Source organism: Phyllobacterium sp. UNC302MFCol5.2 (assembly GCF_000686005.1).
GTDB lineage: Bacteria > Pseudomonadota > Alphaproteobacteria > Rhizobiales > Rhizobiaceae > Phyllobacterium > Phyllobacterium pellucidum.
Map to the genome: position 1 here is coordinate 1,465,701 of NZ_JMLL01000010.1, position 14,171 is coordinate 1,479,871.

At 59.1% G+C, this 14,171-nt stretch carries 12 protein-coding genes and 1 pseudogene; 11 read left to right on the forward strand and 2 right to left on the reverse strand.

All coding sequences use genetic code 11. From position 1 onward, the window contains the following. Nucleotides 1-8: 8 nt before the first annotated feature. Genes sdhD through BR48_RS0109085 form a run of 3 tightly spaced genes read left to right on the forward strand, consistent with a single transcriptional unit; the run spans nucleotide 9 to nucleotide 3,037 of the window. The gene (gene sdhD / locus BR48_RS0109075) at nucleotides 9-392 is read left to right on the forward strand and encodes a succinate dehydrogenase, hydrophobic membrane anchor protein (RefSeq protein WP_027231008.1); all 384 of its coding nucleotides are present in this window, start codon (nucleotides 9-11) and stop codon (nucleotides 390-392) included. A gap of 8 nt (nucleotides 393-400) precedes the next feature. Then, on the forward strand, nucleotides 401-2,233 hold the full coding sequence (sdhA, locus tag BR48_RS0109080; RefSeq protein WP_027231009.1) for a succinate dehydrogenase flavoprotein subunit: 1,833 nt from the start codon (nucleotides 401-403) through the stop codon (nucleotides 2,231-2,233). 24 nt (nucleotides 2,234-2,257) lie between these two features. After that, nucleotides 2,258-3,037, forward strand: a complete 780-nt coding sequence (locus tag BR48_RS0109085) for a succinate dehydrogenase iron-sulfur subunit (protein WP_027231010.1) — start codon at nucleotides 2,258-2,260, stop codon at nucleotides 3,035-3,037. Nucleotides 3,038-3,106: 69 nt separating this feature from the next. Here the strand turns inward: BR48_RS0109085 and BR48_RS0109090 are convergent, their stop codons facing one another. After that, on the reverse strand, nucleotides 3,107-3,544 hold the full coding sequence (locus tag BR48_RS0109090) for an OsmC family protein (protein WP_027231011.1): 438 nt from the start codon (nucleotides 3,542-3,544) through the stop codon (nucleotides 3,107-3,109). Nucleotides 3,545-3,767: 223 nt separating this feature from the next. Between BR48_RS0109090 and BR48_RS0109095 the strand changes: the two genes are divergently transcribed. Next, nucleotides 3,768-4,229, forward strand: coding sequence for a hypothetical protein (locus BR48_RS0109095; protein ID WP_245273362.1), 462 nt, complete (start codon nucleotides 3,768-3,770; stop codon nucleotides 4,227-4,229). A 26-nt stretch (nucleotides 4,230-4,255) separates the two neighbouring features. Continuing rightward, nucleotides 4,256-5,296 (forward strand): aldo/keto reductase, encoded by a 1,041-nt coding sequence (locus tag BR48_RS0109100; protein ID WP_027231013.1) that lies wholly within the window; start codon nucleotides 4,256-4,258, stop codon nucleotides 5,294-5,296. Between the two features lie 41 nt (nucleotides 5,297-5,337). Here the strand turns inward: BR48_RS0109100 and BR48_RS0109105 are convergent, their stop codons facing one another. Then, nucleotides 5,338-6,561 carry a ubiquinone biosynthesis hydroxylase gene (locus BR48_RS0109105; RefSeq protein ID WP_027231014.1) on the reverse strand — a complete coding sequence of 408 codons (1,224 nt, stop codon included), beginning with the start codon at nucleotides 6,559-6,561 and terminating at the stop codon, nucleotides 5,338-5,340. 96 nt (nucleotides 6,562-6,657) lie between these two features. Here BR48_RS0109105 and tesB point away from each other — a divergent pair, with 96 nt between their 5' ends. The 6 genes and pseudogenes from tesB to BR48_RS0109135 all read left to right on the forward strand — a co-directional run bounded on the left by tesB (nucleotide 6,658) and on the right by BR48_RS0109135 (nucleotide 14,171). Beyond that, complete coding sequence (gene tesB / locus BR48_RS0109110; protein ID WP_027231015.1) at nucleotides 6,658-7,527, forward strand: acyl-CoA thioesterase II; 870 nt, start codon at nucleotides 6,658-6,660, stop codon at nucleotides 7,525-7,527. Nucleotides 7,528-7,774: 247 nt separating this feature from the next. Next, the gene (locus BR48_RS0109115; protein ID WP_027231016.1) at nucleotides 7,775-8,113 is read left to right on the forward strand and encodes a P-II family nitrogen regulator; all 339 of its coding nucleotides are present in this window, start codon (nucleotides 7,775-7,777) and stop codon (nucleotides 8,111-8,113) included. 23 nt (nucleotides 8,114-8,136) lie between these two features. After that, nucleotides 8,137-9,549 (forward strand): ammonium transporter, encoded by a 1,413-nt coding sequence (locus tag BR48_RS0109120; RefSeq protein ID WP_027231017.1) that lies wholly within the window; start codon nucleotides 8,137-8,139, stop codon nucleotides 9,547-9,549. Nucleotides 9,550-9,774: 225 nt separating this feature from the next. Beyond that, a complete protein-coding gene (locus tag BR48_RS0109125) occupies nucleotides 9,775-12,399 on the forward strand; it encodes a DNA translocase FtsK (protein ID WP_027231018.1) in 2,625 nt (874 codons plus the stop codon). Between the two features lie 324 nt (nucleotides 12,400-12,723). Beyond that, a pseudogene (locus BR48_RS0109130) lies at nucleotides 12,724-13,278 on the forward strand (outer membrane lipoprotein carrier protein LolA); the annotation flags it as partial. Nucleotides 13,279-13,364: 86 nt separating this feature from the next. Beyond that, complete coding sequence (locus tag BR48_RS0109135) at nucleotides 13,365-14,171, forward strand: exodeoxyribonuclease III (protein ID WP_027231020.1); 807 nt, start codon at nucleotides 13,365-13,367, stop codon at nucleotides 14,169-14,171.

Here is a 14,171-nt window from a genome sequence, read left to right on the forward strand (position 1 = left end):
GCGGAACGATGGGCGACATGCGCACGCCGCTCGGCAAGGTTCGCGGATTGGGTTCCGCCAGGGAAGGCACCGAGCACTTCTGGCGCCAACGGCTGACGGCCGTTGCCAACGTGCCCCTGCTTCTGTTTTTTATCGGACTGATCGTCTCCCTGCACGGAGCAAGCTATGCGGAGACCAAAGCCGCGCTTTCCCATCCGCTGACGGCATTGGTCCTGTTGATGGTGATCATTTCCGCCCTATATCACATGCGACTCGGCATGCAGGTGATCATTGAAGATTACGTCCATGGCGACGGGTCGAAGATCGTCCTTTTGATGCTCAACACCTTCTTCACGCTGGCGGTTGGCGTCGTCAGCATCTTTGCCATCCTCAAGCTGAGCTTTGGAGGCTGAGCCACATTATGGCAGCTACAGAAAATACGGCCGGCAAGGCCTACACATTCGTTGACCACAAGTTCGACGTGGTCGTGGTTGGAGCAGGCGGCGCCGGCTTGCGCGCAACGCTTGGCATGGCCGAGCAGGGCCTCAAGACGGCATGCATCACCAAAGTCTTCCCCACCCGCTCGCATACGGTCGCGGCGCAAGGCGGCATCGCCGCTTCGCTGAGCAATATGGGCCCGGATTCCTGGCAGTGGCATATGTATGACACCGTCAAGGGCTCCGACTGGCTCGGCGACACCGATGCCATGGAATATCTGGCACGGGAAGCGCCGGCGGCGGTCTATGAACTCGAGCACTACGGCGTGCCGTTCTCGCGAACCGAGGAAGGCAAGATCTATCAACGTCCGTTTGGCGGCCACATGATGAACTATGGCGACGGACCTCCGGTGCAGCGCACCTGCGCCGCAGCTGACCGTACGGGCCACGCCATCCTGCATACGCTCTACGGCCAGTCCCTGCGCAACAATGCGCAGTTCTTCATCGAATATTTCGCACTCGATCTCATTCAGGATGAAGAGGGCACCATTACCGGCGTCGTCGCCTGGAATCTCGATGATGGCACGATCCATCGCTTCGCGGCGAAGATGGTGGTGATGGCTACGGGCGGCTACGGCCGGTCCTATTTCTCCGCAACCTCCGCGCACACCTGCACCGGCGATGGCGGCGGCATGGTGGCACGTGCCGGCCTGCCCTTGCAGGACATGGAGTTCGTTCAGTTCCATCCGACCGGCATTTATGGCGCCGGCTGCCTGATCACCGAGGGTGCGCGCGGTGAGGGCGGCTATCTCGTCAATTCCGAAGGCGAGCGATTCATGGAGCGCTATGCCCCATCCGCCAAGGATCTGGCGTCACGCGATGTGGTTTCGCGTTGCATGACGCTTGAAATCCGCGAGGGTCGCGGTGTCGGCAAGAACAAGGATCATATCTTCCTGCATCTCGACCATCTCGATCCGGCCGTCCTGCATGAGCGGCTGCCCGGCATTTCGGAATCGGCCAAGATTTTTGCTGGCGTTGATCTGACACGCGAGCCGATCCCGGTCTTGCCGACGGTCCACTACAATATGGGCGGTATTCCGACCAATTATTGGGGTGAAGCACTGAACCCGACCGCAGCAGATCCCGACCGTATCCAGCCCGGCTTGATGGCAGTGGGCGAGGCGGGCTGCGCCTCGGTACACGGTGCCAATCGCCTTGGCTCCAACTCGCTGATCGACCTTGTCGTCTTCGGTCGCGCCGCGGCGATCCGCGCCGGCGAGGTGATCGACCGCAATGCCAAGGTGCCCGACATCAACGGCGCCTCCGTCGACAGGATCATGGATCGGTTCGATCGCCTGCGCCACGCCAGCGGCGGAACGCCGACAGCGGTACTGCGCGAGAAAATGCAGCGCACCATGCAGGAGGACGCTGCCGTTTTCCGGACGTCCGAATCGCTGAAGTCCGGTGTGGAACGCATGGAAAAGATTTGGAGCGAGCTGCCGGACATCAAGGTAACCGACCGGTCGATGATCTGGAACTCAGATCTCGTCGAAACGCTCGAACTCGAAAACCTGATGGCGAATGCCCTGACGACCGTTGTTGCCGCCGAGGCGCGCAAGGAAAGCCGGGGTGCCCACGCGCACGAGGATTTCCCAAGTCGCGATGACGTCAACTGGCGCAAGCACAGCCTTGCCTGGCTGGCACCGGATGGCAAGGTCACGCTCGGCTACCGCCCGGTCCATCTCGACCCGCTGGTCCGGGAAGAAGATGGGGGCATTAGCCTCGCCAAGATCGCGCCTAAGGCGCGCGTTTACTGAGCAAGGGAAAGGCTTTAGGGCATTATGGTTGAACTTGCACTTCCCAAGAACTCGCAGATGCGTCCGGGCAAGACCTGGGAGAGGCCGCAGGGCGCCAACAATCTGCGTGAGTATCGTATCTATCGCTGGTCGCCGGATGATGGCGAAAACCCGCGTATCGATACGTATTATGTCGATCTCGACGATTGCGGGCCTATGGTCCTCGACGGACTGCTTTGGATCAAGAACAAGATCGATCCGACGCTGACACTCCGCCGCTCCTGCCGCGAAGGCATTTGCGGCTCCTGCGCGATGAATATCGATGGCACCAATACGCTCGCCTGCACCAAGGGCATGGACGAGATCAAGGGACCGGTAAAAATCTATCCGCTGCCGCATCTGCCGGTGGTGAAGGATCTGGTGCCGGATCTTTCCAACTTCTATGCACAGCATCGTTCGATAGAACCCTGGCTCAAAACGGTCTCGCCGGAACCCGCCAAGGAATGGCTGCAGAGCCACGAGGACCGTGCCAAGCTGGACGGCCTCTATGAGTGCATCTTGTGTGCCTGCTGCTCGACATCGTGCCCCAGCTATTGGTGGAACGGCGACCGTTATCTTGGACCGGCCGTGCTGCTGCAGGCCTATCGCTGGCTCATCGACAGCCGCGATGAGGCGACGGGCGAGCGCCTCGACAACCTCGAGGACCCGTTCCGGCTCTATCGCTGCCACACGATCATGAATTGCGCGCAGACTTGTCCGAAGGGGCTAAACCCCGCAAAGGCCATCGCCGAAATCAAGAAGATGATGGTGGAACGCCGGATCTGAGGCTTATGTTGTTGAACCTGCAGAAACGGGCGCCCTGAGCGCCCGTTTTAGTATTGCATGGGTTACAGATTATCCCAGCTTGGCGTCCAGCGTTACTTCGATGGCACCGAGCGCCTTCGAAAGCGGGCAGGTCGCCTTGGCCTGTGCGGCGAGCTTGGCGAACGTCGCGTCATCAATACCCGGAACTGTTCCGACGAGGGTAAGAGCGCTCTTGGTGATCTCGAAGCCGCCGCCGGCCGCAGGGCTGATTGTCACCTTGGCCTTGGCGTCGAGGTTCTCGGCGGGCGTGCCGTTCTCGGCGAGGAAATGGGACAATTGCATTGCAAAGCACCCGGCATGCGCCGCTGCCAGCAATTCCTCCGGGTTGGTGCCGGACGTGCCGCTTTCGTCCTGAAAACGCGCCTTAAAATTATAGGGCAGGCTCTTGAGCGCACCGCTTTGTGTATCGAGTGTGCCTGAACCTTCCGTGAGAGTTCCCTTCCAGATTGCGGTTGCCTGTCTGTCCATTGGTATCTCCCTGATTTGATCTGGAGTAATATCGAAAAGCGCTCCGCGCAAACGGCACGGTGTTTCCATCATAACCACCGCCCGGCATTATTCCATCGACTAATTTACCCAGCGCTTGCCTTGACGTAGAGATTGCCAATTTGCGCGGGATTTTTGGATCATGCATATTGTTCTGCTTGTGCTCGGGTTGCTGGGCGGCGGGGTTTTCTGGTGGTACAGGCTCATGTTCCTGGGCAGGGCGGCAAGCGACATCGCCGATGAGGCCGGGCGGATAAGGGGCCATTTCCGGCGCCGAAAAATCAGGATGCAGGCGGAAAATTCGCCGCTCACTGCAATCAACGATCCGGTGCATGCTGCCGCTACCATAATTCTAGCTATTATCTCGGAAGACGAGATGATCGACGATCGGCATACCGGAGCGGTCAGAAAAGTCCTGCTCAAGGTCACAAATTGCCTGCAGGTTGACGAAGCGGTCATCTATGCCCGATGGGCATGCGACCAGATCGGCGATACAGTCACGGTGATTGAAAAAACCACGCTTTTCATCAATCAAAGATTGAGCGAAGTGGAAAAGTGCGAATTGCTTGATATGCTGGAAGAGACCGCTGCGGCCGTGCCTCCCACACAGCACTACAAGCAGCGGGTCAGAAAGCTCAGGCAAAGGCTTGGCTTTCAAGTCAACTGATCAACGACACCGAACAGGAAAACCCCGTGAAACTGAAAAAGCTTGGCCGGACGGATATAGACGTCACGGAAATTTGCCTCGGCACCATGACCTGGGGCGTGCAGAACACCGAAGAAGACGCACATCGACAGATCGACTATGCGCTCGATAACGGGATCAATTTCATGGATACGGCGGAGGTCTACGCCATACCGGCGAGTCCCGCGACCTATGGCAAGACCGAGACCTATATCGGCACGTGGTTCAAGAAGACCGGCAAGCGCGACAAGTTTGTCCTCGCCACGAAGATCTCCGGTGGCGGCAATGGCTGGATCCGAGATGGTGCCAAGCCGAGCCGGCGTTCGGTCCGCGAAGCCGTGGAGGGCAGCCTCCAGCGCCTGCAGACCGATTACATCGATCTCTATCAAGTGCATTACGCCGCCCGCGGCCACTATCATTTCGGCAATGGCTGGCACTATGCGCCGCACACGCAGAACAGGACCGAGGTGCCCATCCAGATCGAGGATGCGTTGCAGGGCCTCAACGATATGGTCAAGGAGGGCAAGATCCGCCACATCGGTCTTTCCAACGAAACCGCTTGGGGCATTGGCCAGTGGCTCAAGCTTTCCGAACGGGAGAACCTGCCGCGCGTCGCCTCGGTGCAGAACGAATATGGCTTGTTGCAGCGCGCTTTCGATCTCGACCTTGCCGAACTCAGCCATCATGAAGACGTTGGCCTGCTCGCCTATTCCTCGCTGGCGTCCGGCGTTCTCACCGGCAAGTATCTCGACGGCAAGGTTCCTGACGGAACCCGCGGCTCGATCCAGCCGGGCGGCCTGTGGCGCAACAATGAGCATTCGGCGCCGGCGGTGCGGGCCTATATCGATCTCGCGCACAAGCACGGTGTCGATGTGGCGCAGCTCGGCATCGCCTTTGCTCTGACACGGCCATTCATGACCGCGGTCATAATTGGCGCGACGACGATGGAGCAGTTGAAGGTTGATATCGGTGCGGCGGACTTAACGCTCTCGCCGGAGATCCTGACGGAGATCGAAGCTATTCATCGCCGCTTTCCGCGGCCGCTCTGATTTTTGCCCGGAATGTGCGCGGCCTATGCCGCGCACATTCATTAAATTGCCTGACCCTGCAACAGCTTTGGCGCAGAGGTGGACAGGCCGGCAGCCTGCCGAATGAAGAATCCCTTGAGGCGTGGCACGCGTTCGACAAGGCCGAGGCCAAAATCGCGCAAGGCGCGCACCGGCAAATTGTCATTCGAGAACAGCCGGTTTAGCAGGTCGGTCGTGACCCCCATCTGCACCGTGTCGAAGCGTCGCCACGTCTGGTAGCGCTCGAGTACGGCCACCGAGCCAATGTCGAGCCCCAGCCGGTCCGCATCGACAATCGTTTCGGCCAGCGCTGCCGCATCCTTAAACCCGAGGTTGAGCCCCTGTCCGGCGATCGGGTGGATGCCATGCGCCGCATCGCCGGCGAGGGCGAAACGCGGCTTGACGAAATCGCGCGCCAAGGTCAGACCGAGCGGGAAGGCCTTGCGCCCGCCTTCGACATGGAGTTCGCCAAGCTTGAGCCCGAAACGCTGCTCAAGCTCTGCTTCGAAAAGAAAATCATCTTCCTGTATTAGGCGCTCGGCATCCGCGGTCCGTTCGGTCCAGACCAGAGACGAACGATTGCCCTTGAGCGGCAAGATTGCGAATGGACCGGCGGGCAGGAAATGTTCTTCAGCGCGGCCATGGTGCGGCCGTTCGTGGCTAACGGTGCAGACGATGCCGGACTGGCCGTATTCCCAATTGACCGTCTTGATGCCCGCCATGTCGCGCAGCCGCGACTTGACCCCGTCAGCGGCAATCAACAGCCTCGAATCGAGGGTTTTGTCACCGGAATGGCGGACGGTGAGATATGCCTCGCCTTGTTCGAATCCTTCGACTGGCGCTCCTTCGATAAAAGTAACGCCAAGCGCTTCGGCCTTCTTGCGCAATGACGCATTAAGGATGCGATTTTCCACCATATGAGCGAAAGGCTCGCCAGGCTCTACCTCGCCATTGAATGTGAGGAACACCGGGCGCACGGGGTCAGATGTGCGCGAATCGGTGACGATCATCTCGGTGATAGGCTGTGCCTCTGGAAGTATCTCTTCCCAGCAGCCAAGCCGGTCGAGCATGCGACTCGCCGCGGCTGCAATAGCCGAGGCACGCGCATCATTGCGCCAGACACCCTTGGGCGCCGCGTCAATGACAGTGACGCCAAGATGAGCGGCAGAAGATTTGAGGGCGACGGCAGTTGCAAGGCCGACATAGCCTGCACCGGCTATGATAATATCGGTGGTTCGTTGCGCCATGTTTGCCTCCTCTTGCCGCCACTGCAAACGCTTGACTTGTCGGTCCGTTCCTGTTGCAAGCGTCAGGTAAAACGCCTCGTAGGGAGATGACCGTCCATGTCCAAAGCCATGAAAGAGCTTTTGTCCATACTCGACCTTGAGACGCTTGAACACAACCTGTTTCGAGGTCGCAGTCCGCAGGTCGGCTGGCAACGCGTCTTCGGCGGACAGGTCATCGGTCAGGCTCTGGTCGCCGGGCAGCGGACGGTCGATTCATCGCGCCATGTTCATTCCCTTCACGGCTATTTCATGCGTGCCGGCGACCCGAAAGTACCCATCATCTACGAAGTCGATCGCATCCGCGATGGTTCCAGCTTCACGACCAGGCGTGTGGTCGCAATACAGCATGGGCATGCGATCTTTTCGCTTGAAGCCTCCTTCCAGATCGAGGAGGGCGGCCTGGAGCATCAGGTTCCCCGTCCGCTCGATATTACACCGCCGGAGCAATTGATAAGCGACAAGGATCTGAAGCAACAGTACCTGCAGAATGCACCTGAAAATATTCGCAGATATTGGGAGCAGGATCGTCCCATTGAATTGAAACCGTTGTCGCTGACGCATTATTTCTCGCGCGAGAAGCTGCCGCCGGAGCAAAATGTATGGATCAAGACGACGGGTCCCGTGCCGGCCGACCGGGCAGTGCAGGCAGCCGTTCTCGCCTATCTTTCCGACATGACCCTGCTCGATACATCGCTTTACGCGCATGGGCGCTCGATATTCGACCGCGACCTCCAGGTAGCGAGCCTTGATCATGCCATGTGGTTCCACCGCCCCTGCAACTTCGGCGACTGGCTGCTTTATACGGCAGACAGCCCTAGCGCATCAGGCGCACGGGGCCTTACCCGTGGCACTCTTTATGGCCGTGACGGCACCCTCATCGCCTCGACGGCGCAAGAAGGCCTAATTCGTGTGCATGCAAAGGTGTGAGATTTAACCAGCCACTTACATTTGCCTATTATTTAATCAGCGCGCATGGAAAAATGTGCAATAGCACCATTTTATGAAAAATAAACATTAAATATCAATGACTTAAATCTCTCATCTGATTCTGGCACGGAACTTGAATACTCCTGACCAGTCACCAATGGCGCATGCTTGAGGCGATGGGTCCAACGCGGTCATGCCTTCAGGTAATTCCACTCTGAAGGTGCCGCGCTAGCGCAGGGGTAGTTGAATGAAAATTGTGATGGCTATCATCAAGCCGTTCAAGCTGGATGAGGTGCGTGAAGCCCTCACCGCTGTCGGCATCCAGGGCCTGACCGTCACCGAAGTGAAGGGATATGGCCGCCAAAAGGGGCACACCGAAATTTATCGCGGGGCCGAATATGCGGTCAGCTTTCTTCCCAAGCTGAAGATCGAAATCGCAGTCGCGTCAGAGCTCGTCGACACCGCGGTTGAAGCCATCACCACGGCCGCCAAGACCGGCCAGATCGGTGACGGCAAGATATTCGTCCTCAGCATCGAACAGGCTGTTCGTATCCGCACCGGCGAAACCAATACCGACGCGCTGTGATTTAGGGGTTCAAGGAGATAATAATGACAATTCTGCCAAGTTTGAAATCTGCGGCGCGCACTACCCTTCTTGGGTCGCTGGCGCTTTCAGCGTTCGGCGCGATCGCCGCCTTCGCCCAGGAAGCCGCTCCGGCTGCAGCGCCGGCCATGACGGTAGACAAGGGCGACACCACCTGGATGATGATCTCGACCGTCCTTGTGCTGCTCATGACCATTCCCGGCCTTGCCCTGTTCTATGGTGGTCTCGTCCGCGCCAAGAACATGCTGTCGGTACTCATGCAGGTGTTCACGATCACAGCGGTCGTCATGCTGATCTGGGTGTTCTACGGCTACAGCCTTGCCTTCACCCCCGGTAATGCCTTTGTCGGCGGCTTTTCCAAGGCGTTTCTTTCCGGCGTCGACGTGACCACGATGTCGGAAACCTTCTCCAAAGGCGTCGCCATTCCCGAGCTGGTCTATGTCTGCTTCCAGATGACCTTTGCCTGCATCACGCCGGCGCTGATCGTCGGCGCCTTCGCTGAACGCGTCAAGTTCTCGGCCGTGATCCTCTTCGTCATCCTTTGGGTAACGTTCGTTTACTTCCCGATCGCGCATATGGTCTGGTTCTGGGGTGGCCCGAGCGCCTATTCCGACCCATCCGGCCTGATCTTCGGCTTCGGCGCAATCGACTTCGCCGGTGGTACCGTCGTTCACATCAATGCCGGCATTGCCGGTCTTGTGGGCGCCCTGATGATCGGCAAGCGTGCCGGGTACAAGAAGGACATCATGGCACCGCACTCGATGACGATGACCATGATCGGCGCCTCGCTGCTGTGGGTGGGCTGGTTCGGTTTCAATGCCGGCTCCAATCTTGAAGCCAATGCCTATGCCGGTCTTGCCATGATCAACACCTTCGTCGCCACGGCCGCAGCTGCGGTCATGTGGATCATCCTCGAAGGTTGGCTGCGCGGCAAGGCCTCGATGCTCGGTGCAGCTTCTGGTGCCGTTGCCGGTCTCGTTGCGGTAACGCCCGCCGCTGGCTTCGTCGGCCCGATGGGTGCAATCGTCCTCGGCGCTTTCGTCACTTTGGTCTGCTACTTCTTCGTAGCCGTGGTGAAGAACAAGTTCGACTATGATGACAGCCTCGACGTCTTCGGCATCCACTGCGTCGGCGGCATCATCGGCGCGCTTGGAACCGGTATCCTTGTCAACCCGGCTCTTGGTGGCGCTGGCATCGTCGACTATTCGACCGCCGACTTTGCCGCTTCCTATGCCGGCACCGCAACCCAGCTCTGGGCACAGTTCAAGGGCGTTCTCGTGACGCTGCTGTGGTCAGGCATCGGCAGTGCGATCCTTTACAAGATCGTCGACCTGGTCATCGGTCTGCGTGCATCGCCTGAGTCCGAGCGCGAAGGTCTCGACCTTACCTCGCATGGTGAAGCCGCCTACCATATGTAATCGGCAGAAGCGGCACATTGCCGTACTGAAAAATGAGTGCGATGGGCCCGGAAATTCCGGGCCCATTTTGTTTTGGGTCAAACTTGTCGCAATACCAGCAGATGCAAATTTGGCCCACCGCTTCCCATGGTTAATGCCCCCTTAACCATCGGCATCTTAACGTGAGAATCAAATCTGCGGCTGGGGCTCAGCCGCTGGGCATGCATTCACGCGGGGCAAGCATTCATGCGTCAAGGATATTCAGCCTCTTATGCCATTGATGGCGAACGGCACGGGTTGACAACCATTTTCCGGCGGCAGATTCTCCTGCTCTGGGGGCTGGCGCTGTTTGGCTTCGTGGCGTTCGCCGTCGGAAGCCTCGCGACATGGAATGTGCTTGATCCGAGTTTCAGTCACGCGACCTCCAATCCCGTTCATAATGCGCTGGGCTATCCGGGCGCCGTGTTCGCCGATCTCGGCATGCAGTTCTTCGGCCTTTCCATGGTAGTGGCTTTGATGCCCGCGCTCTTCTGGGGCGGCTTTCTCGTTACCGGCCGCAGCATCGACCGCATGCCGAAGCGCGCCGTCGCCTGGTTCTGCGCCTCGCTGATGGCTGCGGCGATGGCTGGTTGCTTCGCCATACCCTCAAGCTGGCCAATGCCGATAGGCCTCGGCGGTGTCTTCGGCGATATGGTGCTCAAGATACCGGCAATTTTTATTGGCACGTTTCCCAGGGGCGGATTGGCAATGATCGTCGTTGCCGTGCTCATATTGCCGAGCCTCTGGGTGTTCGCTTTTGCCAGTGGCATTATCTATCGCGACAGCGAGCCGCCGGTCGCCAAGAAATCGACGCGCCACGTCGCCGATGAAGACGATTATGATGACGAGGACGAGGATGAGGACGATCGCGAAGGCGGTGGTCTGCTTGCCCTCGGCGCCTTGACCCACTGGTTTCTTAGCGTAAAGGCACTATTCCGACGCCTGACCGGCCATAGCGGCGCAGGCAATCTGCGCGGACGCCAGCGGGCTGATGACTTCCTCGACGACGTTGGAGGCGGTAAGCAAAAAGCCGGTGCGAACGGCGTCCGCCGTGAGCCCGGCTTTGGCGATGCGGCGCCGCGCATAGAGGCTCCTTCGATCGACATCGGAAACGACGATTTCGACGCACGCTCGGCGCGATTTGATCCAGTAGCATTCAGTGATGACGACGAAGATGATGACGACTGGGCGCCGCAGGCCGCCCCGGCACGGTCTACTCCGGCACGGCCGGTGACGGCGCGAATCGATACCCCAGCGCCTGCACCGAAGGCTGGAGCGCGTGTCCAGCGTGAAGCGCAGGCCTCGCTGATCAAGTCGGATGACTTCGAAATGCCGTCGCTGCATTTCCTCAGCGAGCCGAAGAATGTCGTCCGCAATCCGAGCCTTTCGAAGGAAGCACTCGAGCAAAATGCGCGGCTGCTTGAGGGTGTGCTGGAGGATTTCGGCGTGCGCGGCGAGATTATCCACGTTCGCCCCGGCCCGGTCGTCACGCTCTACGAGCTTGAGCCCGCACCCGGCATCAAGTCGTCGCGGGTCATCACGCTTGCCGACGATATCGCCCGTTCGATGAGCGCCATCGCCGCGCGCGTCGCGGTAGTTCCTGGCCGCAATGCCATCGGCATTGAATTGCCGAATCAGACACGCGAGATGGTTTATCTCAGGGAATTGCTGGCGAGCCGGGATTTCGAACAGACGAAGACCAAGCTCGCGCTTGCACTCGGAAAGACCATCAATGGCGAGGCAGTCATTGCCGACCTTGCGAAGATGCCGCACCTTCTCGTCGCCGGCACGACGGGCTCAGGCAAATCTGTCGCCATCAATACCATGATCCTGTCGCTGCTCTATCGCATGACGCCGGAGCAATGCCGTCTCATCATGATCGACCCGAAGATGCTGGAGCTGTCGATTTATGATGGCATCCCGCATCTTTTGACGCCCGTTGTCACCGATCCGAAGAAAGCGGTCGTCGCGTTGAAGTGGACGGTCAAGGAGATGGAAGACCGCTACCGCAAGATGTCGAAGGTGGGCGTGCGCAACATTGACGGCTTCAACCAGCGCGTCGAACAGGCACAGAAGAAGGGCGAGCGCATCGCCCGGACGGTCCAGACCGGCTTCGACCGGGCGACCGGCGAGGCCGTCTATGAGACGGAGGAGCTCGACTTGAAGCCCATGCCCTATATCGTCGTCATCATCGACGAAATGGCCGATTTGATGATGGTCGCCGGCAAGGATATCGAGGGAGCGGTCCAGCGCCTCGCGCAGATGGCGCGCGCTGCGGGCATCCATGTGATCATGGCAACGCAGCGCCCTTCTGTCGACGTCATCACCGGCACGATCAAGGCAAACTTCCCGACCCGCATCTCCTTCCAGGTCACGTCGAAGATCGATAGCCGCACGATCCTTGGCGAGCAGGGCGGCGAGCAACTGCTCGGCATGGGCGACATGCTCTACATGGCCGGCGGCGGCCGCATCCAGCGCGTGCACGGCCCGTTCGTCGGCGACGATGAAGTGGAGAAGATTGTCCAGCATCTGAAGCTACAGGGCGTGCCGGAATATCTCGATTCGATTACCGAAGAGGATGACGAGGACGAAGGTGCCGGTCCGGCCGGAACGAGCAATCTCGAAGATTCGGACGACCCCTACGATCAGGCGGTCGCCATCGTCCTGCGCGACAAGAAGGCGTCAACGAGCTATATTCAGCGCAGGCTCGGTATTGGCTACAACCGTGCCGCTTCCATTATCGAGCGCATGGAGCAGGAGGGTCTGGTCGGCCCGGCGAATCATGCTGGAAAGCGCGAAATTCTCGTGCCGACACAGGATGACGAGTTCTAGGAACGTTATGCCAGGCGCGTGCCGTAACACCAAGAATTTGCGGCGTTATGGAATGCTGCCCAGCGAGTTCCTATCTGTAAGGGGCAGGGCGGTTACGTAACGTCCTTACCTGGCTCACATTGAGGAACGGAAACGGTTTTGTGCCGTTTCTTAGCCACAGTGAAGCCAAACTGGGTTTCTAAATACCGTTCGACGACGACAGGAGATATGACCATGATGACGACCGCACCGTTTCGCGCAATTGGCTCGCTTATGAGAGCGTCGGCGGTCGCCTCGATGGTCGGTACCGCATGTGTTGCCGGAGTAGTGGCTATTGCAACGCCGGCGCTGGCACAAGCTGCGCCCGGAGGCGTCAGTGCTGCCCAGGAAATCGCCAACAAGTTCTCGGGTGTTAAGACCCTGACCGGCAGTTTCGTCCAGTTCGGCCCGCGCGGCGACCAGACGGAAGGCACCTTCTACATCGAGCGTCCGGGCAAGATTCGTTTCAACTACAACAAGCCTTCGCCCATCCGCGTCATTTCCGATGGACAGTCGGTGGTGATCAACAACCGCAAGCTTGATACCTGGGATCTTTACCCGCTGTCGAAGACGCCGCTGAAGCTGCTTCTTAGCGATTCGATTGACCTCTCCGGCGGTAAGGTAAAGTCGGTCAAGGAAGAGCCCGACATGACGACCATTGTCCTTGGCGACAAATCGATCTTCGGCAACTCCACAATCACCATGATGTTCGATCCGAAGACCTCGGATCTGCGTCAGTGGACCATCACCGATGCGCAGGGTCTCGACACCACGGTCATGATCACCAATGTGCGCACCGGCGTGCGTTTCGCTGACGACATGTTCAAGATCGACTACACACGCATTGCGATGAAGAAGTAATCACCGGCGGCTTGAACTCTGGTTGATCTTTTGGCATGACCGCGCAGCACCTTTGCTGCGCCTCCCACGCCTTTTCGCGAGTGTTCATGCCCTTTTCCGTTGCCACCTGGAACATCAATTCCGTTCGCCTGCGCCTGCCGCTCGTCCTGCAGTTTCTGCGCGACTATCAGCCGGACGTTCTGTGCCTGCAGGAGACCAAGTGTCCGGACGATCTGTTTCCGCGCGAGGCGCTGTACGCTGCAGGTTATGGCCATATCGAGATCAGCGGCCAGAAGGGATACCACGGTGTTGCGACATTGTCGCGCCGGCCGCTGACGGAGCCGGCACGGGTTGGCTTCTGCGATATCGCCGACTGCCGGCATCTAAGCACAGTCGTCACCGCAGGAACCAAGCGCCTGCGTATTCATAATTTCTACGTCCCTGCAGGCGGCGATGAGCCGGACCCCGCGATCAACCCGAAGTTCAAGCACAAGCTCGGCTTTCTCGACGAGATGAAGGCGATGAACGCCGTCTATGGCGACGGCCATGCCTCCCTGCTGGTCGGCGATCTCAACATAGCGCCGCTGGAGACCGACGTGTGGTCGCACAAGCAATTGTTGAGGGTAGTCAGCCACACGCCCATTGAAACCGAAGGCTTGGAAGCCTTGCGCAAGAATGGCGGCTGGAGCGACCTCATGCGCCATCACATTCCCCCACACGAGAAAATCTACACTTGGTGGAGCTATCGGGCGATGGACTGGGAAGCGGCGGATCGCGGCCGGCGTCTCGATCATATCTGGGGATCACCAGACCTCGAAAATGACCTGACGGATATCACGGTCCTGCGCGAGGCACGCGGATGGGACCGGCCGTCCGACCACGTCCCGGTCATCGCCCGCTTCAATCTGGATTGA

Excerpts from the sequence above, each read along its gene's own strand:
- sdhD (WP_027231008.1), top strand. The coding sequence starts at position 9 with ATGGGCGACATGCGCACGCCGCTCGGCAAGGTTCGCGGATTGGGTTCC.
- sdhA (WP_027231009.1), top strand. The coding sequence starts at position 401 with ATGGCAGCTACAGAAAATACGGCCGGCAAGGCCTACACATTCGTTGAC.
- BR48_RS0109085 (WP_027231010.1), top strand. The coding sequence starts at position 2,258 with ATGGTTGAACTTGCACTTCCCAAGAACTCGCAGATGCGTCCGGGCAAG.
- BR48_RS0109090 (WP_027231011.1), bottom strand. The coding sequence starts at position 3,544 with ATGGACAGACAGGCAACCGCAATCTGGAAGGGAACTCTCACGGAAGGT.
- BR48_RS0109095 (WP_245273362.1), top strand. The coding sequence starts at position 3,768 with ATGTTCCTGGGCAGGGCGGCAAGCGACATCGCCGATGAGGCCGGGCGG.
- BR48_RS0109105 (WP_027231014.1), bottom strand. The coding sequence starts at position 6,561 with ATGGCGCAACGAACCACCGATATTATCATAGCCGGTGCAGGCTATGTC.
- tesB (WP_027231015.1), top strand. The coding sequence starts at position 6,658 with ATGTCCAAAGCCATGAAAGAGCTTTTGTCCATACTCGACCTTGAGACG.
- BR48_RS0109115 (WP_027231016.1), top strand. The coding sequence starts at position 7,775 with ATGAAAATTGTGATGGCTATCATCAAGCCGTTCAAGCTGGATGAGGTG.
- BR48_RS0109120 (WP_027231017.1), top strand. The coding sequence starts at position 8,137 with ATGACAATTCTGCCAAGTTTGAAATCTGCGGCGCGCACTACCCTTCTT.
- BR48_RS0109125 (WP_027231018.1), top strand. The coding sequence starts at position 9,775 with ATGCGTCAAGGATATTCAGCCTCTTATGCCATTGATGGCGAACGGCAC.
- BR48_RS0109135 (WP_027231020.1), top strand. The coding sequence starts at position 13,365 with ATGCCCTTTTCCGTTGCCACCTGGAACATCAATTCCGTTCGCCTGCGC.